Annotated in this window: 25 protein-coding genes; 13 read left to right on the top strand and 12 right to left on the bottom strand. The window is 54.3% G+C overall.

Annotation, left to right across the window (positions count from 1 at the left end):
* Window positions 1-46: 46 nt before the first annotated feature.
* Window positions 47-1,516, bottom strand: coding sequence for an amidohydrolase family protein (locus M2298_RS02125; protein WP_173598364.1), 1,470 nt, complete (start codon window positions 1,514-1,516; stop codon window positions 47-49).
* Between the two features lie 308 nt (window positions 1,517-1,824).
* Between M2298_RS02125 and M2298_RS02120 the strand changes: the two genes are divergently transcribed.
* Window positions 1,825-3,069: an amidohydrolase family protein gene (locus tag M2298_RS02120; RefSeq protein ID WP_280648174.1), complete on the top strand. Its 1,245-nt coding sequence runs from the start codon at window positions 1,825-1,827 to the stop codon at window positions 3,067-3,069.
* A 323-nt stretch (window positions 3,070-3,392) separates the two neighbouring features.
* Here the strand turns inward: M2298_RS02120 and M2298_RS02115 are convergent, their stop codons facing one another.
* Entirely contained in the window at window positions 3,393-4,082 is a 690-nt protein-coding gene (locus M2298_RS02115; protein ID WP_280648173.1) for a hypothetical protein, read from the bottom strand.
* 301 nt (window positions 4,083-4,383) lie between these two features.
* Between M2298_RS02115 and M2298_RS02110 the strand changes: the two genes are divergently transcribed.
* Window positions 4,384-5,058: an MBL fold metallo-hydrolase gene (locus M2298_RS02110; protein ID WP_280648172.1), complete on the top strand. Its 675-nt coding sequence runs from the start codon at window positions 4,384-4,386 to the stop codon at window positions 5,056-5,058.
* A gap of 246 nt (window positions 5,059-5,304) precedes the next feature.
* Here the strand turns inward: M2298_RS02110 and M2298_RS02105 are convergent, their stop codons facing one another.
* From M2298_RS02105 to M2298_RS02095, 3 genes are all read right to left on the bottom strand, one after another.
* Entirely contained in the window at window positions 5,305-6,525 is a 1,221-nt protein-coding gene (locus tag M2298_RS02105) for an amidohydrolase family protein (RefSeq protein ID WP_173596194.1), read from the bottom strand.
* Window positions 6,526-6,635: 110 nt separating this feature from the next.
* Entirely contained in the window at window positions 6,636-7,859 is a 1,224-nt protein-coding gene (locus tag M2298_RS02100; protein WP_280648171.1) for an amidohydrolase, read from the bottom strand.
* Between the two features lie 6 nt (window positions 7,860-7,865).
* Window positions 7,866-9,110 carry an amidohydrolase gene (locus tag M2298_RS02095; protein WP_173596192.1) on the bottom strand — a complete coding sequence of 415 codons (1,245 nt, stop codon included), beginning with the start codon at window positions 9,108-9,110 and terminating at the stop codon, window positions 7,866-7,868.
* A 184-nt stretch (window positions 9,111-9,294) separates the two neighbouring features.
* On the opposite strand from M2298_RS02095, the gene M2298_RS02090 reads away from it, so the two are divergent.
* The 10 genes from M2298_RS02090 to M2298_RS02045 all read left to right on the top strand — a co-directional run bounded on the left by M2298_RS02090 (window position 9,295) and on the right by M2298_RS02045 (window position 18,528).
* Window positions 9,295-10,194, top strand: coding sequence for an ABC transporter permease (locus M2298_RS02090; protein ID WP_242772168.1), 900 nt, complete (start codon window positions 9,295-9,297; stop codon window positions 10,192-10,194).
* Between the two features lie 13 nt (window positions 10,195-10,207).
* On the top strand, window positions 10,208-11,128 hold the full coding sequence (gene nikB / locus M2298_RS02085; protein ID WP_122963096.1) for a nickel ABC transporter permease: 921 nt from the start codon (window positions 10,208-10,210) through the stop codon (window positions 11,126-11,128).
* 12 nt (window positions 11,129-11,140) lie between these two features.
* The gene (locus tag M2298_RS02080; RefSeq protein ID WP_122963095.1) at window positions 11,141-12,163 is read left to right on the top strand and encodes an ABC transporter ATP-binding protein; all 1,023 of its coding nucleotides are present in this window, start codon (window positions 11,141-11,143) and stop codon (window positions 12,161-12,163) included.
* A 4-nt stretch (window positions 12,164-12,167) separates the two neighbouring features.
* A complete protein-coding gene (locus tag M2298_RS02075; protein ID WP_280648170.1) occupies window positions 12,168-13,157 on the top strand; it encodes an ABC transporter ATP-binding protein in 990 nt (329 codons plus the stop codon).
* Between the two features lie 95 nt (window positions 13,158-13,252).
* Window positions 13,253-14,047 carry a sensor histidine kinase gene (locus M2298_RS02070; RefSeq protein WP_122963093.1) on the top strand — a complete coding sequence of 265 codons (795 nt, stop codon included), beginning with the start codon at window positions 13,253-13,255 and terminating at the stop codon, window positions 14,045-14,047.
* Window positions 14,048-14,052: 5 nt separating this feature from the next.
* Complete coding sequence (locus M2298_RS02065; RefSeq protein WP_122963092.1) at window positions 14,053-14,757, top strand: response regulator transcription factor; 705 nt, start codon at window positions 14,053-14,055, stop codon at window positions 14,755-14,757.
* Complete coding sequence (locus M2298_RS02060; protein ID WP_122963091.1) at window positions 14,754-16,070, top strand: sodium:solute symporter family transporter; 1,317 nt, start codon at window positions 14,754-14,756, stop codon at window positions 16,068-16,070. Before M2298_RS02065 ends, M2298_RS02060 begins: the two co-directional genes overlap by 4 nt.
* 64 nt (window positions 16,071-16,134) lie before the next feature.
* Window positions 16,135-17,028, top strand: a complete 894-nt coding sequence (locus M2298_RS02055) for a DMT family transporter (RefSeq protein ID WP_280648169.1) — start codon at window positions 16,135-16,137, stop codon at window positions 17,026-17,028.
* 99 nt (window positions 17,029-17,127) lie between these two features.
* Window positions 17,128-17,574, top strand: coding sequence for a hypothetical protein (locus tag M2298_RS02050; protein WP_122963089.1), 447 nt, complete (start codon window positions 17,128-17,130; stop codon window positions 17,572-17,574).
* A 75-nt stretch (window positions 17,575-17,649) separates the two neighbouring features.
* Entirely contained in the window at window positions 17,650-18,528 is an 879-nt protein-coding gene (locus M2298_RS02045) for a phosphotransferase family protein (RefSeq protein WP_280648168.1), read from the top strand.
* 5 nt (window positions 18,529-18,533) lie between these two features.
* On the opposite strand, the gene M2298_RS02040 is transcribed toward M2298_RS02045, so the two are convergent.
* From M2298_RS02040 to M2298_RS02015, 6 genes are all read right to left on the bottom strand, one after another.
* The gene (locus M2298_RS02040) at window positions 18,534-19,367 is read right to left on the bottom strand and encodes a carbohydrate ABC transporter permease (protein ID WP_280648167.1); all 834 of its coding nucleotides are present in this window, start codon (window positions 19,365-19,367) and stop codon (window positions 18,534-18,536) included.
* Entirely contained in the window at window positions 19,368-20,318 is a 951-nt protein-coding gene (locus M2298_RS02035; RefSeq protein ID WP_280648166.1) for a carbohydrate ABC transporter permease, read from the bottom strand.
* 17 nt (window positions 20,319-20,335) lie between these two features.
* Window positions 20,336-21,484, bottom strand: coding sequence for an ABC transporter substrate-binding protein (locus M2298_RS02030; protein ID WP_370641104.1), 1,149 nt, complete (start codon window positions 21,482-21,484; stop codon window positions 20,336-20,338).
* A gap of 368 nt (window positions 21,485-21,852) precedes the next feature.
* On the bottom strand, window positions 21,853-23,169 hold the full coding sequence (locus M2298_RS02025; RefSeq protein ID WP_280648165.1) for a serine hydrolase domain-containing protein: 1,317 nt from the start codon (window positions 23,167-23,169) through the stop codon (window positions 21,853-21,855).
* Between the two features lie 56 nt (window positions 23,170-23,225).
* Window positions 23,226-24,317, bottom strand: coding sequence for a DmpA family aminopeptidase (locus M2298_RS02020; RefSeq protein ID WP_280648164.1), 1,092 nt, complete (start codon window positions 24,315-24,317; stop codon window positions 23,226-23,228).
* Window positions 24,318-24,343: 26 nt separating this feature from the next.
* Window positions 24,344-25,279, bottom strand: a complete 936-nt coding sequence (locus tag M2298_RS02015; protein ID WP_122963261.1) for a dipeptidase — start codon at window positions 25,277-25,279, stop codon at window positions 24,344-24,346.
* A 148-nt stretch (window positions 25,280-25,427) separates the two neighbouring features.
* On the opposite strand from M2298_RS02015, the gene M2298_RS02010 reads away from it, so the two are divergent.
* On the top strand, window positions 25,428-26,318 hold the full coding sequence (locus M2298_RS02010; protein WP_173596184.1) for a LysR family transcriptional regulator: 891 nt from the start codon (window positions 25,428-25,430) through the stop codon (window positions 26,316-26,318).
* A 123-nt stretch (window positions 26,319-26,441) separates the two neighbouring features.
* Here the strand turns inward: M2298_RS02010 and M2298_RS02005 are convergent, their stop codons facing one another.
* A complete protein-coding gene (locus M2298_RS02005) occupies window positions 26,442-26,633 on the bottom strand; it encodes a hypothetical protein (protein ID WP_280648163.1) in 192 nt (63 codons plus the stop codon).
* Window positions 26,634-26,936: the final 303 nt, after the last annotated feature.

The raw sequence follows: 26,936 nt of genomic DNA, 5'->3' as shown, positions 1-26,936 counted from the left end.
TACAACAGCAGATTGTGCTTTTTGGATTGGCTTTTAGTGTAGAGCGTTACGGTTTGTTGACGATGCGAAACGACGGGGTGAACAGTTCTTTTTCCCCAAGCTGCTGATAGTCTCTCTCCACATAGCCGAGGCGCATTTTGTCAAAATAGCGTTGGCCGCGCTCCTTGATTTCCGCAAGATCAACGCCTGGCAGCACGCGGTCTTTCATTACGGTGCGTCCTGCGATGATCGACAGCTTCACATCGCGCCCGGAGCCGCACATGATCAGGGTGCGAATCGGATCGTCAACGGTTCCCATGTGGAATCCGTCCAGGTCGATCGCGATGATGTCGGCTTGCGCTCCCGGAGCGAGTCTGCCGAGATCGTCCCTTCCGAGGAAGCGGGCGCCGCCCAGTGTTGCCGCGCGGAAAATATCCGCGTAGCTGGAGTCTGCCACATCGCGCTCCTGCAAGCGGGAAAGCATGCTGGCCGTGCGAATGTTTTGGATGAAGTCTGGCGGGAACGTGTCCGTCCCGATCGCGATATTAATGCCGCGACGCTTGTAGCGGGCAAAAGATTCCAGCGCGGAGCCGTGGCGTCCGATGACGAGCGGGCAATGAATGACCGTTGTTCCCGTTTCTTGCAGGATGGCCAGATCGTCGCCTTCCCCGATCGTCGCTTCGCTGTAGCCAGGGATGAAATGCGCGTGTGGAATCGCCGTCCTTTTGCCCAGGAACCCGATTTCGTTGAGGTACTGGATGGGCGACATGCCATGGCGACGATGAATTTCCGTGTACTCGTAGCTTCCTTGCGCCGCATGCAGGCGGATCGGGCAACCCAGCTCATCGCTGTAGCGTTTCGTCAGAACCAGATTTTCCGGCGTTTGCGTCTCGATCCGCTCCGGCGCGAGCATGCCGCGGATCAGGCCGTTGTGGGCGCCGTCAAAGTCTTTGACGAACTGGACAGCCCGCTCAAGCCCTGCCCGTCCTTCCGCTTCGTTCCACAGCACTTCAATCTCGCCATTTGCCTTGACGACGCGCATTCCCGACTGGTAGCTCGGTCCCATGTACATGCGCAGTCCCAGACGTCCTGCATGCTCCGCTGCCGCTGCCAGTTCCTCGTACGTCTCTGCCCAGCGCTTGTAAAAGACAGAGGTGATCGGCATCGCCGTCGTCACGCCGTTCAAGATCAGTTGGCTGTAGGCGTACAGCGATTTGAACGCCTCTTCCTCCGGCGTCATGACCTCGTGGTAGCCTTTGTTGTAGTAGGCTTCCGACCAGAGCAAATTTTTGTTTCGCTGCGCCGACACTTCCAGATGCACGATGTCGTGGTCAATATCGCCAAGCGCGTTCAGATCGATGAACCCCGGGCTGATCACGGCATTGCCCAAGTCGGTCACTTCGTCCACTTCTCCGTCATACGCATGTCCTACATACAAAATCGTCTCACCTTCGTAGACGACTTCCCCGTCTTTGATGATGATGTGGTCTTCTCCGTCGTACCCGATGACATACTTGGCTGTCAGTTTCTTTTTCATGCTGCTCCTCCCCCTTGCTTCCGGATTCGTGCTCACACTCTCCACTATCTATCTTTGTATCCTTTGCCAGTATAAGAAATATTCTGTCAAGTTTGTTTCAATTGCTTTACATGTATTTGCACAATCTTTACTACTTTTCAAAAAACGGCAAGAATTTCGCCAATAAGTAAAAATCATGCAAAAACTCGTAAAGAAGCTGCAAATCTTTATTCAAAATATTCCTTACAATTAATAGAGAGCAATGAAGCTAGGCTGGGCTTTTTTCAACGATCCTCTTACTATTTTTCATGCGAAAGGGCTGATTTTTTGTGAGTCAAGCATACTCATACTGGCTAACCAACGTTCGTCTCGATAGCGGATTTGAAACCGGAGAGGATGGGGTTGTCCACACACGCTCCGAGCTTTGCCACCTGAAAATCCAGGACGGGGTGATTAGCGAGATCGTTTCCGCGACCAAGCCACTCGACACAACGCTTCTGCAGCAGGACGCCAACGGACTGCTTGCGCTCCCGTCGTTCGTGGAAAAGCACAACCATCTGGACAAAACGTATGCAGGCGCTACCTGGAAGTCGTGTCTCCCTCCGAAAAAGCTGATTGATCGCCTAGAGTTCGAAGCGACAGAAATGCCGCTGATGACCGGAACCACGCAAAAGCGGGCCGAAGCGATGTTGCAGCTTTTGCTGAACGGCGGTGCCACACATGTACGGACGCACGTCAATATTGACCCGTACATCGGCCTGAAAAACTTGGAGGGCGTACGGGCCGCACTGGAAGCGTACAGCGACCGGATGACCTACGAGATTGTCGCTTTTCCGCAGCAAGGGCTGTTGCGCACACAAGCAAGCTCCTTGATGAGACAGGCGATGAAAGAAGGCGCTACGCTCGTCGGCGGATTGGACCCTGCCGGAATCGACAACGAGCTGGAAGGTTCGCTGCGCGAGATGATGGACATTGCCGTGGAAGCTGACGCCGATGTCGATATCCACCTGCACGATCCGGGCACGCTCGGCTTTTATACGATCAAGCGCATTCTCGACCTGACAGAAGAAGCAGGCTGGCAAAACCGGATGGCGATCAGCCACGCCTTTGCTCTCGGTGATGTATCTGTCGAGGAAAGCACAGAAATGGCGGAGCGCTTGTCCCGATTGGGCACGATGATCATGACGACCGTGCCGATCAACCGAGCGATGCCTCCCGTACCGATCCTGCACGAAAAAGGCGTGCGCGTAGCTCTTGGCTATGACGGTTTCTACGATTCGTGGTCGCCGTACGGAACGGGCGACATGCTGGAGAAGCTGAATCGCCTCGTGGAGCGCTATCGCTGGGTGGACGAGCGCTCGCTGGTGCAATCGCTCTTTTTCATCACAGGCGGCAAAACGACGCTCGACCGCGCTGGCAACCGCGCATGGCCCAAAGCTGGTGACGAAGCGAGCATCGTTTTTGCCGAAGCTTCCTGCTCCGCCGAAGCCATCGCCAGAAGATCGCGCCGGGCTGCTGTCATGTTCAAAGGGAAAGTCGTGCATGGGGCGTTGGAGAGACGAGGGGAAAACTAGTGCCAGGCGCCATGTCTGGAAGGAGAACGCGGCCAAGGTGGGAGCTGGCAAGCATCGAGATGAGCTGGCTGCAGCGGCGGGAGGAACGAGGAGCGCGGTTGTGACCAGCAAGTCTGGCCACAGAGCGCCCGGCGCGACGCGTGGAAGCAGAACGCAGCCAAGGTGGGGAGCTGGCAAGCATCCGTCTCCCCTGATTTCGTATCTGTTTTTCATTTGGCATGCCGCCCCTTTTCGTAGTGTATGTGGATACATCCGTAATCGGATGGCAGTTGTGACATTAAAGAAAGAAAAAAGAGGCAGCTTTCGCTACCTCCCCCCTTACACTATTGCTTTTCCCACTTATCGTTTTCCAGTACAAATTCCGTAACCGTGCTTTCCCCGTCTGCTGATTGCTTCAGTACATACAAACTTTCACGGGATTCATGGAGGTAGATTTGTGGGCGTATATCACCAATCGAAATCTTAGTCACGGCGTTGACCTCTTTAAAGAGGTCTTTGTCCAAATTGAAAACTACCTCTTTGTCGACTACAGTGTATTCTGACAAGTCTATTCCAGTATCGTCAGCAATTTCATTGGCGCTTTGTACGAGTAGATTCTCGTATTCTTTGGCTTCATGTGGATCTTCCTTAACGAGTGTCCAATCAATCGGATCATACACGGCCGTATCCGAGGACATTTTGAAGTCACTTATTGGTCCAGCGCCTAGACTTTCAGTATGCTCGCTCTCAACCTTGTATCTAATTTTCGGCTCATGACTGGAAGTATAAGCACCTGACGTCCGAACTCTATCCTCTACTTCGTCTACGAGCACGACTCCTTTATACAAAGTATACACTTTAGCGTTCGCATTATTATTAAGCGTCTTAGCGGAAAACTTTACTTTGTAGCTACTTGTGGGTGAGCTACTGATGTCGACAGATGAAGTCGCAGACGTGATGTCGGCTGAAGCACTATTCGCAAACAATAACAATGAGCCAAGACCAGCAATAGCGAATACAGATCTCTTTATCATTCTTATGCACCGCTTCCTATTTTTGGTAGATTCGGGCACTATCTTATATTACTTTTATTTATTTTTCAATATTTTTATATGTGAAATAAATAAAAAACAAGGAAATTTTCCCTATCCGACGAAGAGGCAAGCCACCTCCCGACTGTTGAGTGTGTACAGTCGGGAGCTTTTTTCTTGTGCCACACGATACAACCAGGTCAAGGGCAGCAAGCCAAATCATCCGGTAAAGATTGACAACGGCAAAACCAACGTAATATTATATATTTACGTAAAAATTTAATTTTATGAAAGGTTGATGGCGATGACAATGGCGGCGGAGATTTCACCGGGGGTTTACATGCTTTCGCTCGATTTTCACGGGAATATCGTTCACCCCATGCTTCTGCGCGAGGGAGAAATGAGCGTTTTGATAGACACAGGCTTTCCCGGACAAATAGAAGATTTGCGCGCAGCCATGGACGCGGCAGGAGTGCCGCTCGCCCAGCTGCAAGCCGTGATTTTGACGCATCAGGACATGGACCATATCGGCTGTCTGCCTGAGATTTTGCAGGAATGCGGTTCACGTGTGAAAATTTACGCGCACGCGCTGGATCAGCCGTACATTCAAGGGGAGTTGCCGCTGTTAAAAGACAGCCACCTGGAACATCCCCCTAAAGGCAGAGTAGATCATACGGTAAGTGACGGTCAGGAGCTGCCTTTTTGCGGCGGGATTCGCGTCATTCATACGCCCGGACATACTCCCGGACATATCAGCCTGTATGTAAAAAAGAGCAAGACGCTCATTGCCGGAGATTCGCTGTACAGTGTAGACGGGATGATCGGCGGCATTCATGCCCCGACGACACCAGATATGGATGCAGCCCGGCGCTCGCTGAAAAAGTATGCAGACCTCGACCTGGAAGCCGTCGTCTGCTATCACGGGGGCGTATGCAAAGGAAACGTCCGCGAGCAAATCGTGAAGCTTGGCCAGGAATGATCGCGCGCTGTCTGTCGTCTCAGGCGTTGATTTCATAGGAAGAACGGGCTGTTTCACGAACGCATTAGCAAACAAGCATGGCTCCATACGCCAAAAAAGAGGCAAAACCGCAAGCGGTCTGCCTCTTTTTTTCTGTGAAAACATCTCGACGTTTTTCGTGAAATGGGATGTGACCGCTTGCAGTCAACAAAACGGCCATGAATGTTTTGCAGCAAATGGTACGTAACGTTTCAAGTACCTGTCAGCTTACAGCGCCCCGGACACCACATTGCCACGGAACACGACAGCCTGACGCTTCGCTCGGCGCGCCACCGCTTCTGCCGCAGAGGAAGCGTGCAACAACACCATGTCTGCTTCGTCTCCTACATTCGGCCATTGGCGGTTGCCCTCTTTGTCGAGCGGCGTTTTGCCGCCTGTGATAAAGCCCAGCGCCTGGGACAAGGAACGCTCATCCTGCATGCGGAAGCGCTCCGCCAATCGTCCTGCCTTTTCCAAACTGTCTCCCTGGCCGAACGGCGACCAGTGATCGGTAATGCTGTCGTCGCCGAGCATGACTTTGACGCCTTTGTCGCGCAGAAGCGGAATCGGAATAGTCGCCTTGTTGACAGGAACGGTAGAAGTGATCGAGATGCCGAGTGCGGCGAGCATCTCGGCTACGTCTCCCGCTTCCTCCAGGCTGACGTCAGCCAAAGCGATGGCGTGGCTGATCGTGACGCGGCCTTGCCAGCCTGCCTCTTCGGTCATTTTCGCCAGACGCTTGAACGTGAAAATGCCGAGATGGTCAGGATCGTGCAAGTGAACGTCGATCGGAGCATCCGCTTCTACCGCCAGTTCAAAAATCGTCGCCAGCGATTTCTCGATGTTTTGATCGACAGTCGCCGGATCGACGCCGCCGACGTAGGTCGCGCCCATTTTCAGCGCCTGGCGAATGTTCTCCACCTGGTTGCTGCGCAAAAGCCCTTGCTGCGGGAAAGCAACGACCTCGCATTCCAACCTGCCGCTGAACGTTTCCATGGCAGCAAGTGTCGCCTCCAAGTTTTTCAGGCCGATATACGGGTCGATGTTGCAATGGCTGCGAATTTTCGTCGAACCGGCGGACAAAAGCAGTTCCAGCATCTTTTCCGCGCGCTCCTGCGCCGTCGGCAACAGCTTGGGCATCAGTCGACTCTCTTCTTCCAGACGCTCCAAAATGCTTTTGACCGGAGTGACCGCTTTCCACGGGCCGCCGTAGTACGTCTTGTCGATATGGATGTGCATGTCCTGAAACGACGGTACAGCCAACAAGCCGTTCGCATCTTTGACAGGCAGTCCGCTCGCCCCCGCCTCGTCGCCATAGGCGATTTGGGCAATCCGGCCGTCCTCGATCAAAAGGTGCGCCAGCTCTGTGTCGGTTGCGACTATTTTGCCATTTTCTGTCCGGTATCCACGCTCCAGGCGAACGTTCGTAATCCAATAGGCTGTAGACATGTATTCATAACATCCTTTCCAGATGGGATTTGTAAAAAACCGCTGTCACCGCGCAAGGCTTGCCGCCGACCGTTGGCTTCTTCGCCACATGTCGCGCCGCCTGTTGCCTGTTACCATTCGCCCGCTACCCTGTTGCCCTGAAACAGCACCACTCTGCGCTTCGCCCGCCTTGCCACCGCTTCTGCCGAAGAAGCGGCTTCTACTGCCATCAGGCTTGCCTCATCCCCTACCAGCGGCCACAGACGATTGCCCGCATCGTCCAGCGGAATGCGCCCCTCTGTCACGAAGCCGAGGGCCACTCCCAGCGACCGCTCATCCGTCAGGCGAAAACGTTCCGCGAGTCGGCCTGCTTTTTCCAGCAAATCTCCGCTTCCGAACGGCGTCCAGTTGTCTGTCAGGCTGTCGTTGCCGAGCATGACGGCGACGCCTGCTTTGTGCAACAGCGGAATCGGAATCGTCGGGCGGTTGATCGGAACCGTCGATGCGATCGAGATGCCGAGCGTTGCCAGCTGCTGCGCCACCTCTCTCGCCTCCTCCAGCGACACATCTCCCAGCCCGAGCGCGTGACTGATCGTGACACGCCCTTGCCACCCTGCCTCTTCCGTCATCGCTGCGATCCGCTTGATCGTGAAAAGTCCGAGGTGCCCAGGGTCGTGCAGATGCAAGTCGATGTCGGCATCCGCTTCCACAGCCAGCTCCATGATCGTTTGCAGCGAGCGTTCGATATCCTGGTCGACGCCGCCGGGATCGACGCCGCCCACATGCGTCGCTCCTTGGCGCAGCGCCTCTCGCACCGTCTCGCGTGCTTGCGTGCGCAGCATGCCGTAGTGCGGGAAGGCGACAATCTCATGCGACACTTTGTCTGTAAAAGTTTCGAAAGCCCGCAGCATGCCCTCCAAAAAGCCGTAGCCGACAGTCGGGTCGACGTGGCAATGCGTGCGCACGTGCGTAACGCCCGTTTCCACCAAAAGCGACAAAATGCTCTCCGCTCCCGCCTGTGCCTGCTGCAAGTACATCGGCAGCAACGTGCGATCCTCCGCGTGCCGTTCAAACAAGTTTTTCACCGGAGTCGTCGCTTTCCACGGCCCGCCGTAATACGTTTTTTCCAAGTGGATGTGCTTTTCCGCCATCGCAGGCAAAATCAACAGACCCTTCGCATCCTTTTTTGGCACTCCGTCCTCCAAAATTTCGCTGGACGGAACGATTCGGGTGATTTTCCCGTTCTCGATAAGCAAATCGCACAGCTCGGTACGCGTTCCTGTGACAACTCCCTGATCCCACTCATACCCGCACTCCAGGCGAGCGTTAATTATCCAGTACGGAGATGCCTTCATTTGCGATCATCCCTTCGTTGTGGTCGCTTCTTCCACTTGTCCGGCGACCTGGCTTCCTTTGAAAAAGACCGCCTGGCGATCTGCCCGCCGCGCGATTGCTTCAGCCGAGCACGACGCTTCCACCAGAACGAGGCTCGCTTCTTCTCCGACAGCAGGCCACAGCTGCGTGCCATTCGCATCCAAAGTCGTTTTCCCGCCCGTAATGAAGCGAAGCGACTGGGACAAAGCCAGCTCGTCCAGCCAACGGTTGCGCTCCGCCAAGCGCCACAAGCGTTCCAGCACGTCGCCGTTGCCGTACGGCTGCCACGTATCAAAAATGTTGTCGCAGCCAAGCGCCACGTCCACTCCGTTTTGATGCAGCAATGACACAGGCGGGATCGCCCGGCTGAACGGAACGCTGGAAATAATCGTAATGCCCGCTTCCCGCAAGATCGTCGCCATCTCTTCTGCTTCCGGCACGGGAATGTCCCCGAGCGCAAAAGCGTGGCTGATCGCTACGCGGCCTTGCCATCCGGCATCTACCGTCATGGCTGCAAGCCTTTTCATCGTAAACGTTCCCAAATGTCCCGGGTCGTGCAAATGCAAATCAACCCCGGCGTTCGCCTCGACCGCCAGCTCCATCATCTGGTGCAGCGACTGTTCGAGATCGCCGTCTACCGTTGCTGGATCTACTCCGCCGACATGTGTCGCGCCCTGGCGCAGCGCCTCACGCAACAGCGGCTGCGCATCCGTCCGCAAAAGTCCGTGCTGCGGGAATGCCACGATCTCATGAGTTACCCGATTCGCATAAGTAGCCAGCGCTGCCTGCACCGATTCCAGATTGGAGATGCCCGCTTCCGGATAAATGTCGACGTGTGTGCGCACGTGTGTGGAACCGTAAGACAGCAGCACGGACAGCAGGTTTTCCGCCCGCTCCTGCGTAGTCGTCGGCAAGGCTGGCAATGCCCGCTTTTCAATCTCGCAGCGCTCGATAATGTTCGCTACCGGAATGACAGCCCGCCACGGCTCGCCCAAGAGTGTCTTGTCCAGATGCACATGTTTTTCAATGAAGGACGGCAACGCCAAAAGCCCTTTGGCGTCTTTTTGCGGCAAATCGTCCGCAAGTGTCTCCGTCGCCTGTGCAATACGTGCAAATTTTCCGTCTTTTATCAAGATGTGAAACAAGGATGCATCCGTTCCAGCGACGACTCCGTTTTCCCTGCGATAGCCCGTCTCCAAACGAACATTGGTCAGCCAATAGGCAGTGCCCATCCATCATCCATCCTCTCTGGGAAATGTGTATCTATGCCTTCCCTACCCATTATCTAGGAAGGGACGAGCGTTGATTTGCACAATCTTTACGTCTATTTTCACTATTTTTACGACTTGTTCAAATTGCCTTTACTTCATACATTTTTCTGATAACTTTGACGTAAGCAAAGGAGGGGGTCACATCATGAAGGTTGAGTTCGCACCAACCAATCAAGCTCTTCCGTCAAAAGCTGCGGCAGCACGCCCAGGCAGATGGCGGACTTTTTACCGGAAATTGCGCAAAAACAAATTGGCGATGGTAGGCGGGTTTATCGTCTTGTTCTACATCGCAATCGCCCTGTTGGCACCAGTTATCGCTCCGCACGATCCTTACGCGATTGATCTGGTGAACAAGCTCAAGCCGCCATCCGCTGATCACTGGATGGGTACGGACGACAAAGGTCGGGATGTGCTCAGTCGTCTCCTCTACGGAACACGTCTTTCCATGTCTGTCGGATTCGTCGCTGTTTTTATCGGCGCTTTCTTCGGAATTATTCTCGGTCTGTTGTCCGGCTACTACGGCAAATGGGTCGACACGATCATCTCCCGTGTCATTGATGTTCTGCTTGCGTTCCCGGGCATCCTGCTCTCGCTGGCTATCGTCAGCGCCCTGGGTCCCAACTTGTTCAACGTCATGGTCGCTGTCGGGGTCTTCTCGATTCCGGTGTTTGCCCGGATCGTCCGCGGTTCTACCTTGACGGTGAAAAAGCTGGAATACATCGACGCGATTCGCTCGCTCGGCGCCAACGACTTCACGATCATTTTCAAGCACATTTTCCCAAATATTTTGTCTCCTATTATCGTGCAAGCAACGATGCGTCTCGCGACAGCGATTTTGTCCGCTGCCGGTCTGTCGTTCCTTGGGCTCGGCGCACAGCCTCCCCTGCCGGAATGGGGCGCCATGCTGAGCAACGGACGCGACTTTTTGTTCACCGCTCCTTATTTGGCCATGTTCCCTGGCCTGGCGATTTCTACGCTCGTACTCGGCTTCAACATTTTCGGAGACGGCCTGCGGGACGCTCTGGACCCAAGAATGAAACAATAGGAGGGAAGGCTTCATGTTTGTCTACATTGTTCGTCGCCTGTTACAGATGATTCCCGTCCTGCTCGGTGTCATTCTGGTTGTGTTCTTGATCATGCAAATGGTTCCCGGCGATCCGGCTGTCCTGCTCGCTGGTGAAGGTGCTTCTGCAGAAACGATTGCCAAAATTCGCACACAGCTCGGGCTCGACCAGCCTGTCATGGTGCAATACTTCCATTATGTAACGGACGTGATGACCGGAGATTTGGGTACGTCCTTGCGCTCCAACCTGCCTGTCTTCGACGAAATCATGGCTCGCCTGCCAGCAACAATCGAGCTTGCCATTGCCAGTATTTTTGTCACCGTCGTACTCGGAATGGTCGCGGGGATCATCTCGGCTACCAAGCAGTATTCCGCGGCTGACATCACAATCATGATCGTCGCCCTGCTCGGCGTCTCGCTGCCAAGCTTCTGGCTCGGTTTGAGCCTGATCTACTACTTCTCGGTCAAACTGCAATGGTTCCCGGTCGCTGGCTGGGGCACGTGGAAGCACATGGTTTTGCCCGCGATCACGCTCGGAACAGCCGGGGCTGCCATCGTAGCGCGGATGACCCGCTCCAGCATGCTCGACGTCGTACGCCAGGACTACATCCGCACAGCGCGGGCAAAAGGCTTGCGTGAACAAGTGATCGTTTACAAGCACGCGTTGAAAAACGCCCTGATCCCGATTATCACCGTTGTCGGCTTGCAGTTCGGGTTCCTGTTGGGCGGTACGGTTCTCGTCGAATCCGTCTTTGCCATCAACGGCTTGGGCCGTCTGATCGTCGACGCGATCCGCATGCGCGATTTGCCTGTCGTCCAGGGCGGCGTACTGATCGCTTCCGTCATCTTCGTGTTCGTCAACCTGCTCGTCGACGTACTGTATCGCTACTTCAATAAACGAATCGATCTGAACTAAGGAGGGAGCACCATGCCAGGACAACAAGAAAAAATACTGGACGTTCGCAACCTGCAAACGCACTTTTTCACAGATGATGGCGTCAGTAAAGCCGTGGATGGCGTTGATTTCTCCCTGAACAAAGGAGAAACGCTCGGTCTGGTAGGCGAATCCGGCTGTGGAAAAAGTATCACCTCGCTTTCGATCTTGCGTTTGATTGCCAGCCCTCCGGGAAAAATTGTAGGAGGAGAAATTTTGTTCAAAGGGCAAGACCTGATTGCCAAATCAGAAGCCGAGATGCGCAAAATTCGTGGCAACGAAATCTCGATGATTTTTCAGGAGCCGATGACATCGCTCAACCCGGTATATACGGTCGGCGAGCAAATCGCCGAGGTGCTGCGTCTGCACCAGAACATGGGCCGCAAAGAAGCGTGGGAAAAAGCGGTCGACATGCTGCGCCTCGTCGGCATCCCTTCCCCGGAAAAACGCGCGACCCAGGAGCCGCACGAGTTGTCCGGCGGGATGCGCCAGCGCGTCATGATCGCGATGGCACTCGCTTGCCGCCCGGAAATTCTCATCGCGGATGAGCCGACGACCGCGCTCGACGTGACGATCCAGGCGCAAATTTTGGAGCTGATGAAAAAGCTGCAGGCCGAAATGGGCATGAGCATTATCATGATTACCCACGATCTCGGCGTCGTCGCAGAGACGTGCGACCGCGTCGCTGTCATGTACGCCGGAAAAGTCGTCGAGTACACGACCGCCAAAAACTTGTTCGAAAATCCGAAGCACCCGTATACGATCGGTCTGATGAACTCCCTCCCCCGTCTAGACGAGGATGTGGAAGAGCTGGTGGCGATCAAGGGCAACGTTCCAAGCCCCTTCAACATGCCGACTGGCTGCCGCTTCGCCCCGCGCTGCCCGCATGCCACTGAACTGTGCCACTCCAAGCTGCCCGAGCTTTTGACAAGCGACGACGGAAGCAAGGTACGCTGCTGGATGTACACGCCTGAATGGGATGGCGCCAGCAAGACTGCTACAGAAATGGGGGTATGACGTCATGATGATGACAGCCGATCAAACGAAAAAACCACTGCTCAAAGTCCAAAACCTCAAGCAGCACTTCCCGATCAAAGGCGGCATCTTGGGCCGCACCGTCAATCACGTCAAAGCGGTTGACGATGTCAGCTTCACGATTTTTGAAGGCGAAACGCTCAGCATCGTAGGCGAATCCGGCTGCGGAAAATCGACCACCGGACGCGCTATCCTTCGCCTCGACGAACCGACAAGCGGCTCGGTGTTTTTCGAAGGAAAAGACTTGCTCGCCATGTCCAAATCGCAAATGCGCAGCATGCGCAAAGACTTGCAGGTCATCTTCCAGGACCCGTTCGCATCGCTGAATCCGCGTCAGTCCGTGGCGCAAATTCTCGGCGAAGCACTGGCGATCCAAAACATCGTCCCTGCCAACCAGCGCCGGGAGCGCATCATTGAACTGCTCAGCCACGTCGGTCTGCGCCCGGATCAAATCGATCGTTTTCCGCACGAATTTAGCGGCGGACAGCGGCAGCGGATCGGGATTGCCCGCGCCCTGGCGATGCAGCCCAAGCTGATCATTTGCGACGAAGCGGTGTCTGCTCTCGACGTTTCGATTCAGGCACAAGTGCTGAATCTGTTGAAATCCCTGCAAAAAGAGTTCAAGCTGACCTACTTGTTCATCTCGCATGACCTTGGCGTCGTTCGCCACATTTCTGATCGCGTGATGGTGATGTATCTCGGCAAAGTCGTGGAAATCGCCGACAAGAAGTCGCTGTTCGACAGTCCGCAGCATCCGTATACACAGGCGCTTTTGTCCGCGATTCCGGTCCCGGACGTCAGCAAAAAGCAAGAACGGATCATCCTGCGCGGAGACGTGCCTTCGCCGATCAATCCACCGCAAGGCTGCCGCTTCCATACGCGCTGCCCGCTCGCGGTCGAGCGCTGCAAGACAGAAGTTCCGGCTCTGACCAACGTACACAGCACGCATCAGGTTGCCTGCCACCTCGTGCCGTAAGAGACATTAAAATTTTCTAAAAAAGCAAGCGAACCTCAAGCGGCATGATATGATGGTAACTGCAAAATCAAAGACGACCATACAGAAGGGATCTCATGATAAGCTTCGAAGGTTTCACTCTGCTCATTCTGTTGTTCATTTTGGCTCCTATTATAGGAGCTATTGCTTTATTGTTTTTGTTCATTTTTGAAAAGCGCATCGACCTGCTGGAAAACAAAAATGTGAAGATCGAGCTGGAAAAGGAGCTTCAGCAAGCGCTCTACAATCAGCTGAACCAGCAAATCCAGCCGCACTTCCTGTTTAATACATTGAATGTCATCCTCAGCCTGGCACGGCTCAACCGGACAAAAGAGCTGGTGAGGGCTCTCGAAGTCCTCTCCCAGTTTCTCAAATTCAAGTACAAATCGACGGAGCCGTTGATTTCACTCGCCCGGGAGATTCAATACACCGAGCAGTACCTGGAGATTCAAAAGCTCCGCTTCGGCCACCGACTGCATATTACTCTCGAATGCGCGGACGATTTGCTCACCGCCTCGATCCCTCCGTTCGTGCTGCAAACGCTCGTGGAAAATGCGTTCAAACACGGGCTGGAGCGCAAGATGGGCGACGCTGTTTTGCAAATCCACATCAGCCGCCAAGCAGACGATGTCTTGCTCGTCGTCGCAGACAACGGCTCTGTTGACCTCGCCGCCTTCGAGCATGAGAATGGAACAGACAGCGAAGCCGAACAGCCGCATGAGAAGAGCGGCCACGGCTTGGACAACATCCGGCGCCGACTCCACCTTTGCTTTGGTGATCACGCACAATTACAGCTAGAAAGCTCATCTGAGGGAGGAACGCGTGTGATTGTTCAATGGCCGTGTATTTTTGAACATGTTGATGTGAGGTGAACAAGATGAACGTACTACTCGTGGATGACGAACCGTTGGAGCTGGACCAGCTGGAATACTTGATCCAGCCCATGTTCCCCTTGTGGAATCTGTACAAGGCCGCTGACGGCAGCCAAGCCATGGCGATCAGCCAGAAGGTGCCTCTTCATCTCGCCTTTCTGGACATCAATTTGCCGGGGAAATCCGGGCTGGCGCTCGGCGAGGAGCTGCGTGCCCAGCATAAAGAGATCGAACTGATCATCGTGACTGCTTACCAAGATTTTCATTACGCCAAACAATCCATCCGCCTCGGTGTCGTCGATTACATCACGAAGCCTGTCATCGAGAGCGAGCTGGTCGAGATTTTGAACAAATACCAGAAAAGTCCTGCCTTGTCCGCCTACACCCGGATTATTTCCGATGCGATGAACATCATCCACCAGAAATTTGCCGAAAAGCTCAACCTGGCTGACCTCGCCGCAGAGGTGCACATCAATCCGACTTATCTCAGTCGACGGTTTCATGAGGAAGTCGGCGTTTCGTTTTCCGAGTACCTGATGCAATACCGGATTCAGATGTCCAAAAAATTTCTGATCGGCCATCCGGAATGGAGCATCTCGACCGTAGCGGAGCGCACAGGCTTCAACAGCCAGCACTATTTCAGCACCATCTTCCGCAAGGTGGTCGGGAAAACTCCCAAAGAATATCGGGACAAGGGGAATGTATTTTGACGTATTTATCCTTTCGCGAGTACGTGCTGGGCGCAGCCAAAATCGGGATCGGACTCGGGGCCGTCTCCATTCTTGCCCGCTGGGTGACTGGCAACACCATTTTTGGCTCACCAGAGGCGCTCGTCAAATACGGCATCTTCGGCGGGATCGGCTTCGCCTTGATGGGGGCAGTCGCCCTCTGCTTCTTCGGTTTGCTCGGCCGCCGGGTGCGCCGGGAATTTTCCGAAGGCATGACCATCGGCGATTACTTGCAGGGCAAGCTGCACCCTTTTGGCTACTGGTTGATGATTATTTTGTTGCTGTTGACGACGATCGAAGCGATGTTTGTCCAAGGGATGGCTGGCGGCGTCTTGCTGAACATTTTGTTCGGCTTGCCTATCCCGCTCGGTCTGCTCTGTTTTTTTGTGTTCTCCGTCCTGTTTGCCGGCATCGGTGGAATCCGCTCGATCCACCGCTTTGCCATCGTGCAGATTGTGATTACATTTGCTGCGGCGATTCTCATTCCGGTTTACTTTTTCATCGGAAAAGGCGTCGAGCACGTCTACAACGGCTTGCGGCTGTACCATCCGTATTTGCTCGTGGCAAGTAACAAGGAAGGGCTGTTGTTTATCGTCACGGGGCTGTTGATCGGCTTCGGACAAGTTTTTTCCGACCAAGCTTCCTGGCAGCGGCTGTATATGATGGAAGAGAAAAAAATCGTCCCGACCTTTTTGCTGTCCGGACTGATTTTCGCCACGGTGCCGCTGGCCTTTTCGTCGCTAATCATCATCGTCATTTTCACGGGCGGCTTTGACGACATCTACTCGCTCATGTTCGACCTCGTCCGCAAAATCGATTCGATGTTTTTGCTTGTCCTGTTCGTCCTGTGCTCCTTCGGTGCGATCATGTCCGCATTCGGAGCCGGGCTGCATTCCATGATCAGCCTGATGGTCAACAACGTCTATCAGCTGTTCCGCCCGCGTGCAACCGAACGGCAAAAAATTCGCACGGGCTACATGCTCGCCATCATGATTGGCGCGGTGTCTTTTGGTCTGACGAGCTATTTCAAGCCGACCTTGCTCGACTTGCTGTTTTTCTTCGGCATCATCTATGCCTCCCTGATTTTGCCCTTGATCGTCATCGTCTGGTCGCGGGGGAAGGCATCCAATTTCATTTTGATCAGCGCTGTGGTAGGACAGGCAGCAGGGTACGTCAGCAGAGCGTTTGTCGATCCGATGAAAGCGATCTGGATCGCTTCTTTTGCTACGGCCTTCTTCCTGGTAGGCTACCTGAGCATCACCTGGCTGTGGAGGCGCTACTTCCGCACGGCGTAACGCCTGCAAGCCCTTACGCTGCTGGTGCTGGCTGGCGCTGATCGCACAGGAAGGAACGAATGTCATGCTGCGATCTTACTTGCTGCTCATTTTTTGCGTCACCGCCTGGGGCAGCAATTTTGTCTTTGGCAAAATGCTGGTGGCGGAATTTTCGCCGCTGTTTTTGTCTGTCATGCGTCTGCTGTTCATCGCGCTGTTTTTGTTGATCTGGGCAAAAGGACGACTGACGATTCCGAAGCTGTCACGGCGTGACTGGCTTTTGGTTGCGACTCTCGGCATTGTCGGCGTCGGGATTAACCAGTGGTCGTTTTACAAAGGGCTGGTGACGGCTGATCCCACTACTTCGTCGCTGATTTTGGCTTTGACTCCGGTAACGACTGCGCTGCTCGCCGCCCTGTTTTTAAAAGAAGCGCTGACATGGCGCATGGGGCTTGGCGCTGTCATCGGTACGGCTGGCGTTCTGTTCGTCATTTACACAGGGGCGGAGCTGCACTTTGACGTCGGCATTCTCTGGATCGTGCTGACGATGCTGACATTTGCCGTCTCGATCATTCTCGTCCGCATGCTCGGCCACCGACTGCCTCCGCTCGTGACCACGCTTTTTTCCAACCTGATCGGATTCGGCGCGCTGCTGCCGTTCGTCTTCGCCAGCTTGCCGCAAGTTGCCTACAGCACGCAGTTGTCTTCGTGGATTTTGTTGTTTGTGACCGCTGTCATCATGCACGGCATCGTCACCTTGATCTGGAACAGCCAGCTGCAAAAAGTCGGAGCGGCCAAAGCCGCGATGTTTTCCAACCTGGAGCCGTTTATCGCCATGCTGTTCGGCTTTTTCCTGTTGGCGAAGCCCGTCACGCTCATTCAACTGTTTGGAGCGCTCCTGATCATCGTAGGTGTTACGCTAACCACCACTTCCAAAGAGCCGCGCGATCATAAGTCCGCTTCGCCTGTTTCTTCGTGACGTTTTCATTTCATACAAAAACAGTCGGAATTATGGTTGAGTTTTACAAAAGCAGAGATTATACTAGACAGTACATGCAAAGATCGAGGAGGGCTGTTCATGTCTACGGTTAAGCTGTCCCAATGGGAGACGATGCTTCTGGAAGCCGCTCGTGCCCATGGATTTGTCGATGAAGAAATCATTCACAGGCTGAGAACGGGCGATTCGGAGCCTTTCGCTGATGTGGAAGGCGGCAAATACGATTTCTCTCCCCTCTTTGAACTGTACCAAAACGATTCTGCTGCGCTGGAACAAGCCATTCGCGACGGCTATCAAATCAAGTTCACGACGATAAACGGGATCAAGTTCCTGTTGAATAAGCGCTATCAGCTGCTGGCCGAGCAAGATTATGAGGTAGAGGAAACGGCACTGAGCCAGGTTCGCTTGTCAGTTGAAGCGCTCGACTGGATGCGCAAGACGATCTCCAGAAACTGGCGAGTCGTCGAGCAGGAAAAGCTCGCGGGCGGCAAGGAAACGGTGGTCCGATTCGAGCTGGCTGCTTCCTGAATGCGAAAAGAGCACTTTCCACGCGGGAGAGTGCTCTTTCTTTTTCACATTTTACACGCTAAAAGGAGAACGGCTATGAATGAACAAAGCTGCATACGCGCCATCCAGGATGTCTATCCTGATTTCATTGTCCACTCTCTCGTTCGCAATGAGATCGGACAAAACAACGATGTGTGGATCGTCAACGGCGCGTACGTGTTTCGCTTTCCCAAGTACGCGCTGGGCATTCGCCAGTTGAAAAAAGAAACAGCCGTGTTGCAAGCGGTCCAGGATAGCGTTTCCCTGCCGATCCCCGCTCCGGTCTATCGTTCCTTCGTACCGGAGGAGCCTGGTAAAGTCTTCACTGGCTACCCGCTGCTACGTGGAGAGCCGTTTACGCGTGAAGCGTTTGCGCAAGCAGCCCGTCACAATCAGCTCCCTGCCATCGCCGCCCAGCTCGGGCGATTTTTGCATGAGCTGCACTCTTTTCCGTATGAACAGCGGCTCCCTGAGCTTGTTTCCGACTCGGTTGGCATGGCAGACGAGCTGACGGAGCTTTACGACCGAATCGTCTCCCGGCTGTTCCCGGCCATGCGCGAGTCGGCCAAACAGGAGATTGCTGAACGATTTGAGACGTATCTGGCTGATCCTGCCCACTTTGCGTTTGCGCCGCGGCTCATTCATGGCGACTTCGGCACGACCAACATTTTGTACGACGCGCAAAAACAGCGGATCACAGGCATCATTGACTTCGGCGGAGCAGGCATCGGCGACGCGGCTTACGATTTCGCCGGATTCGCCGCGAGCTATGGCGAGAACTTTTTGTCCTGCCTGTCACCGTGGTACCCCGATCTGGATTCCGTCCTCGTCCGCATGCGCTTTTATCGCAGCACGTTTGCCTTGCAGGAAGCATTGTTCGGCATCGAGCAAGGGGATGAACAGGCGTATCGGGCGGGGATGCGGGACTATGTGTAGCGTCTTCATCCTTTCACGGCTCCTTGCGTCAGCCCCTCCACCAGGTACTTTTGGCAAAAGGCAAACAACAGCATCGTCGGGATGACAGACAGAACAGTAGCTGCCGACATCGCTCCCCACTCGATGTCGTACTTTTTGATGAAAGCGTTCATGGCGACCGGGATCGTCTTGACTGACTCTTCATCGATGAACAAAACGGCCATGATCAGCTCGTTCCAGCATTGCACGAAGGCAAAAATGAACGTGGCTGCGATACCGGGGAGCATGATCGGCACGATTACGCGAAACAACGCGCTGATCCGGGAACAGCCATCCATCATGGCCGCCTCTTCCAACGCGTTCGGGATGCGTTGAAAAAAGCCGGACATGATGATCGTGCAAAACGGAATCAGCATGACGGTGTAAATCAGGATTAAAGAAAACAGACTGTTCAAAATATGCATTTTCGACATCATGACATAGAGCGGCGCCATCCCGATGAAGATCGGAATCATCTGTGTGACGAGAAAGCCGAACATGACCTCTCTTTTGCCCCGAAACGAAAAGCGGGCCAGAACGTACCCGCCAAGCATGGCGATCGCGACGACAAGCGCCGAAGCGAACAGCGATACGAGAAAGCTGTTCCAGATATAGACCTGAAAATGCGAGATGCGAAAAATCTCCACATAATTGAGCAACGTCACCTCATCGGGCCAGTAGCGGATCGGCAACGAGAAAATTTCTTTTTGCCCTTTGAGCGACGTGATGACAATCCAGTACAACGGAAAAATCGCAAAGGCCAAAAATCCGCCCAAGACAACTACCCGCGCTGTTTGCCACCATATGTGATCGCGCTGCATCTAGAAATCCCCTCCCTTCTCCATGCGGGTCGCCTTGACGTAAAACACGGTGAACACCAGAAGGAGCAAGACAATAATGACCCCTACAGCCGAGGCTTGCCCGTAATCCTGTCCGAAAATGACTTTATCGATCATATACGTGGCGAAGATGTGAGTCGAGCCTGCCGGACCGCCATTGGTCATCGCGTAAATGATGTCGGGAAAATTCAAGATCCAAATGACCCGAAGAAGAATCGTCACCAGCATCGTCGGCAAAATGTAGGGCAAGGTCACGCTCCAAAACTGCTGGATGCGCCCCGCGCCGTCCATCGCTGCCGCCTCGTACAGCTCCTCCGGGATCGATTGCAGGGCAGCCAAAATCATGATGGCAAAAAAAGCGACACCGTACCAAATGTTTGCGATGATCACGGCCGCAAGCGCCCATTTTCCATCGGCCAAAAACGGGATCGGGGCAGCGATCAACCCGCTTTTCACCAGCAAGTCATTAATGACGCCAAATTGCGCATTGAACATCCACCGCCAGATCAATCCGATCAAAAACCCGGACATCGCCCACGGAAAAAACACAAACGCCTGATAGATGCCTCTCCCCCGGAAACGGCGGCGCATGAACAACGCCAAGGCAAAGCCGAGCAGCAACTGGAAGAACAGCGAGACAGCCACCCAGTAAAAGCTGTTCAACGCCACGCGGGGAAACTCCGGGCTGGTCAGGACAGCGAAGAAGTTGTCCAATCCGATGAAGCGCACATCCAGCAAATTAAACAGCGTGTAGTTTTGGAAGGACATGATGATGCCGCGCAGCAGCGGATAGTAAGTAAAAATGCCGACAAACAATACCGCTGGCAGCAAGCACAGGCAGATGAAAGCTCCTTCCCTGGACAGGCGAAACGGCTTTTTCGGTGGCGAAACGAATGGTTCTTTCGCTACGACGATGGGCTTCTCTGTTTGCAAGACCGCTCCCCCCTCGTCTATTTGCGCTCAGCCCGCTCTTTTGTCCAATACTCGTCCCACTTTTTCAGCAAGTCTTCCGCAGAGAGCTGATCGAGCAAATAGCTCTGGATTTCCTTGTCTGCCGCGCTTTGCCACGCTCCCCAGCCTTTGTAGTCGACAGGTCTGGATACATCGATGAATGTTTGCGGCTGCTGGTTCATCTCAATGAACGGCTGGAAGTATCCGGTTTTGTAAAACTCGTCTTCCGCTGCGCTTTTTACCACAGGAATGACAGATGTTTTCTTGGCGAAGTGGGTGCTTTGCTCGGGGTCAGAAAGAAATTCGATCAGCTTCCATGCTTCCGCTTTATGCTTGGAGTATGCTGTCATGCCCCAGCCTGGTCCGCCTACCACTTGCTGGGCTACACCTGATGGCCCAATCGGCAAAGGGGCGGTTGCCCATGTTCCTTCCTGCATTTTTTCCTTGGCTCCATCGATGACATCGGGGTCTTGGATCAGCATGGCCGTCGAACCTGCCACGAAGCCTTGCACCATCTCCTGGAAGCCCCAGCTTACCGAATCGGGCGGCGATATTTCTTTGTACAGCTGCTTGTAGTAGCGCATTGCCTCCAAGGACTCCGGGGTAGAAAAAAGCGTCCGGCCGTCTTTCAGGAAAAAAGCAGAGGACGGATCGACCTCGGTGCCGTTGTAGGCCCACATCGCAATCAAGGCGTAGTCCCACCCGGTAGGGCCTCCCCGGAAGCTGTACCCGTAACGGTTTTTGGCCGGGTCGGTCATTTTTTTGCCCGCGGCCAACAGCTCAGCCCACGTCTTGGGCGCTTCGATGCCCGCTTCCTTGAACCAGTCCGCCCGATAGTACAGGACTCGCTGATACAAGCCGTTCGGAATATAGTAAGGGGTGTTGTCGACCCAAGTGGCGCGGCGTTTTGCCACATCGGTCAGCTGGTCGTAATTGCTCCATTTTTCCGTGTAGGGCTTCAGATTTTCAATAAAGCCGTTCATCGAGAACTGCTTCGCATTGAACTCACGGACCTCCAGCACATCAAGCTCTTCTTTTGCCATCAGCATTTGCGTAATTTTTTGATCGGCCCCCTCGAAAGGCGGGGAGATCAGGTCTACCTTGATGCCCGGGTTTTTCGTTTCAAACTGGGTCAGCATTTCCTTCAGAAGCGCTGTGCGCTGCGGACTGGTAATGCTCTCGACCATCTTCAGCCTGACTTCTTGTCCAGCTTGCTCTTTCGCGCCATCTGGCTGCGTTTGGCCGGAATTGGCGGCGGGCTGACTACACCCAACCAGCAATGCCGTGGCGATACTCACTTGGAGTGCCGCAAATATCCAGGATCGAACTCCCATACACGAACCCCCTCTACTTTTGGAAGACAGTTCGTATTATAGTAAATATTCAGAATTATTAGTTTTAAAATTTTTACCAATATTTTCACTTTCTTTACTCTTTTTCGCTGCAAAGCAAACAGCCCGTTCCACGACTTACTTCCCCCGTGAAACAGGCTTGCGAATGCAGCTTTTGCAAAAGACTATTCGACGCGTTGCAGCATCCTCATCCCGAGCAGCACAGCCCAGGCTCGGCGATCTGCCTTGAAGAAAAAGCGCAGCGGCAGCTCGCTGTCTGTAAAGATCAATGTATCGCTTGCGGCAGCGCGCAGGGCAAACTCGGTGCCTGCCACATCGGCGACGGGCACGCCCTCCCTGACGAAGAGCCGCAGGTGCCCGCCTTCTGCGCAAGCGTACGTCCCGACAAGCTTGTCCAGCTCCTCGCCGTCGATCTGATACAGCGGCGCGTCTGGTTCCTTGTGGGCAAGCGGCAAGCCCAGCGCCGCGTTTACCGCTGCCAGCCATACTTTGCGGATTGGCACGTTTTCCATGTTGGACAGCACGACACAAACCAGACCTTTTTCTGGTACAAAGCCGAAATTGGACGACACGCCTGGCTGCCCTCCCCCGTGCTCGACCAGCGTGACCCCCGCGTAGTCCGTTGTCGTCTTGAGCGCATATCCGTACCAGGCGTCTTTCGTCAGCCGATGGACGGGCTGCCACATCGGTGCAAGTCCTTTGGCGGGCACGATTTCCTGCTGTTGATCGGATCCTCCGCCTACGTACAGGCTCCCGTACGCAAGCAAATCCTCCACGCTGGAACGAATGCCGCCGCCAACCTCGTAGTTGCCGAGTGTTGGCCAGGCAACCTTTGTCATCTGCTGGTTTGCCCCTCGCCGCGCATACGGGGTAGAGACATTGGACAGACGCGCGACTTCATCCAGGCTGAACGTAGAGCGGTGCATGCCAAGCGGCTCCAGCAGCCGTTCCGTCATATAACGGCGGTACAGACGGCCCGTCACTCGCTCGATGATCGCCCCAAGCAGCAGGAACATGTCATTGGCGTAGCTGAAATACTGTCCCGGCTCGCCCAGCGCGGCAAATTCCACGTGAGCCAAATAATCGAGATGCTCGTGAAACTGGATCAGCTCTTCTTTGCGCAGCAGCGGCGGAACGCCGGAGGTATGGGACAGGAGATGGCGAATCTGGATTTTGCCCGCATCGCAGCCTGTCAGTCGGAACGACGGCAAGTATTTGTTGACCGGATCATCCAGCGACAGCTTTCCTTCGTGAACAAGCTGCATGATCGCCGCTGCCGTAAACGACTTGGTGACGGAAGCGATGCCGAAAACCGTTTCGGGCGTAACAGGCTCTTTTGTATCCAGATCGCGCACGCCAAACCCTTTGGCATAGATCGTTTGTCCGTGAAGAGACAGCGCCACGGCAAGGCCAGGGACGCTGTGCTCTTCCATGAAAGTTTCTATGTAATGCGCAAGCTCTGTCGTTTGCAGTCGCTCCATAGCCGTCCTCCATATTGTTGGGATAAATGAGATCGTTCTTGCTGAAGCCGACCTTTTTACAAAAGCGGGGTCGGCAGCGCGTGCACCGTGCGCCCTTTTCTGCCGTTCGTCGTGACTGCCTGGGACAGCGAGTTGTAGATCGCTTCCTCTGTCGCCTCTGCCGCCGCCGCAAACAGCTCGTTCATGATCGGGTGATCCTCGCGAAGCTGTACGCGCGGCTCGGTATGCGCGTCTGTGTTGTGCGGAATTTTCTGTGCGGTGGAAAAGGCAATGACGATGTCGCCGCTCCCGTGCCCGAAGTGACTTCCCGTACGCCCCAGCCCGATTCCTGCCCGCTTGGCGACGCGCAGCAACTGCCGATCGCTCAGCGGCGCGTCCGTAGCCAGTACCATGATGATCGAACCGTCCTCTTTGCGCTCGGTTGCCTGTTTGGCCGTTTCTGTTTCGTCGGCGTTGGTATTGCTGTTGGCAAACAGCCGGTGGCCCAAAAAGTCGTCCTTGCTGCCAAAATTGGACAGCACCAGCGAACCGAGCGTGTACTTCTGCCCATCCGCCGCCACGACCCGTGAAGACGAACCGATTCCGCCTTTGTAGCCAAAAGCGATCATGCCCGTTCCTGCTCCGACCGCTCCTTCCTCTACCGCTTGCTCCGAAGCGTTTTCAATCGCCGCCACAGCATCTTCGGGCCGCACCACACAGCGGCGGATGGAGTTGAGGTGCCCGTCGTTGCACTCGCCGACCACGATGTTGACCGTTCCTGTCGTATCGCCGATTTCCTCATTGGTAGCCAGCATGTATTGCAATGTGCCCTGCGTGACGGCTGGCACCGAAAACGTGTTGGTCAGCATGATCGGCGATTCCAGCACCCCCAGCTCGTTTACTTGCACAAGCCCGGTCGTCTTGCCGAAGCCGTTGATGACGTAGCTTGCAGCGGTCACCTTTTCGCGGAACAGACTCCCTCCGTGCGGCAAAATCGCCGTCACTCCTGTACATGCGCACTCCCCGTCTGCCAACTCGTGCTGAATCGTCACATGCCCCACGCGGACACCTGCCACGTCTGTCAGATCGTTTTTTTCGCCTGTAGGCAGCTTGCCGACGGCAGCTCCCCATTCGCGAATTTTTCCTCTGTTCTTTTCAGTGCGGTCCATGGTTACTCCTCCTTGCGCTTTTTTGCTTACACTGGACGGTTGCGCAAAAAGTTTTCGTAGGCGAACCCGCGCACTTCATCCTCTGTGTATCGTTTGAGCAGTTCATTGATCAAATTTTGGCTCATGCCCGCATGCTCCAGTCCGACGACTTTGGCAGAAATCCCGTCGAAATCGGAGCCTAGCCCGATGTGGCGTACTCCGCCGAGCGAGCAAAAATGGTCGATATGCCGGATCAGATCGTCGATTGTCGGCGGCGTCGACTCGTTAATGAACATCGTGCAGTAGACGACGTGGACGTTGGCTCCTTTGGCAAACATCGCCTTGGCCTGCTCATCGGACAGGTTGCGGGGATGGCCGCAAATCGCCTGCGCATTGGAATGGCTCGCGATCGGGTATTTTGCCAGCTCCAGCGTCTCCCAGAAGCTGCGCTCACACAAATGCGAAACATCTGTCAAAATTTTTCGTTCATTGTGAAACTGGATCAGCTCTTTGCCAAACGCGGTCAGCCCGCCCTTCCGTTCTTCCAGCACTCCATCAGCCGCCAAGTTCGCCAAGTTCCAGGTAAGCCCAACAGAACGCACGCCCAGCTGGTACAAAATGTGCAGCTTTTTCAAGTCGTTGCCGATCGGCTCGACCCCTTCGAGTGTCAACATGGCTCCGATCTCGCCGTCGCCGAGCTTGTCCAGATCGCTCCAGTCGCGAATCTGTTTCATTTCCGGGTGTTTGCCGAGCACTTCGGCGTAAAAGTAATGAATCTGATCCAGCGCGCACTGGAACCGGCTTTCCGACGGCAGATCGGGTGGCGTGAAAATCGCGTAGCTTTGCACCTTTACTCCGCCTTCGTGCAGTCTGTTTCTGTTCACATCGAGCTTGTCGGAATCGGTGAAGGAGATGCTGCCCTTTTCCTCCCACAGCTTCAACAGCGCATCGCAATGCAAATCGATAATCGGCATTCCCATCATTCCCTGCATTCCCATCATTCCTCGCTCTATTTTCTCTGGTCGAACTCTACCTAATTCTCTCATTTTACGGTAATGTATTTTTAAGTGCGATTCCAATGAATTTTTGCTATAGGCATCTTCAAAATTTTGCATAATGGAGCCTACCCCTATGAATATGGAACAACTGGAAGCGTTTATCTTTGTTGCCTTGACCGGGAGTTTCAGCAAAACAGCAGACCTGTTGTACCTTTCCCAGCCGACCGTCAGCATGCGGATCAAAGCGCTGGAAACCTCGATGGGCTGCAAGCTGTTTCAACGCACCGGACATACGATCTCGCTGACCAAAGAAGGCGACTTGTTTTTGCCCTACGCGAAAAATATCATGAACACACTGCAAGAAGGCCAACAGGCGATTCAGCGGTCGCAAGGCGACGTGGAAGGCGAGCTGACCATTTCGACCGTATTCGTTTCGGCCTTCTACATCTTGCCGGATCTCGTGGAACAGTTTCAGCAGCTGTACCCGAAAATCAAGCTGACGATCCTCACGGGACATTCTCATCAGGTGCTCGATATGGTGCTCAACCACGAGGTTTCGTTCGGCATCGCCAGAGCGGTCAACCACCCGCAGATCAACCGGATTCAGCTCATGTCCGACGACATGGTGCTGGCGATTTACCCTGAGCATTCGTTTGCCTATCGCCATCAGGTGTCGATCGAAGAGGTGGCGCGCGAACGGCTGATTTTGTTCAACCGCGGCTCTTTGGACTGGAAGCTGATCAACAACGCGTTCAGCCATTTTCAACTGCAAAACAACGTGGTCATGGAAGCGGACAACATCGAGGTCGTCAAGCGGATGGTGAAACAGCGGCTTGGCATCGCCTTTTTGCCGCGCTTTGCGATCAGCAAGGATTTGAGTGACGGGGAGTTGAAGGAAGTAGATGTCCTCAACCTGCCGCAAATCAACCGCAATTTTGAGCTGATTTACTTGAAAGACACGCCTGTGAACGGAATCATGCGGACGTTTATCGATTTTTTGATGCAAAACAAGGCGTTGCAGTGAGGGATATACCGTTGGCAAAAGGCTTCGGCACGTTTTTTGTGCGCGAGGCTTTTTCTTTTTGGGTGGCTTCGGTTGAATGGGGAGCGCTTGGGAGGATGCTTTGTGGATTGCGTCATCGGTGCTTTAGGCGTGGCGATCGGGGGTTTCAAGGAAAAAGCTGAATGCATAAAAGCTTGCTTGGGCTGACTCTTTGTAGTTTGCGTCATCGGCACTTCCGCCGTGACAAGGTAAAATCGAAACCATGATTAAGGTTTTTCTTGAAGTCGGTTGCGTCATACAACGCATCCATGAAAAAGGATTGTCTACTTCCCGCACTGAATTTCCCCCTGATCAACCATCACGAAGCTCATCCAGAAATTTCCTCCTCCGATTAACTTTCAACAAATAAACAAACTCCGACCAAAGCCAAACGCTGGCCGAGGAAACAGGAGAAACAAGCGGCAGGGCTTTCGGACTCCCCCCAGCCGGAGGCGAAAAAGGAAAACGGCTTTTAAGCGGCAACGTGAGCACACTTCTTCGAACACACTGCTTTTGCCGCGGTTTTCCTTTTTCACCGCAGGCGGCCAGTCTAGGCTTCCCCGCAAGAGGCCAGGTGCCCTGCGGCGGTTTCTCCTGTTT

Origin of the sequence: Brevibacillus sp. 1238, assembly GCF_029892995.1 — a bacterium.
Taxonomy (GTDB): Bacteria; Bacillota; Bacilli; order Brevibacillales; family Brevibacillaceae; genus Brevibacillus; species Brevibacillus parabrevis.
This window is presented reverse-complemented; position numbering and strand designations above follow the sequence as displayed.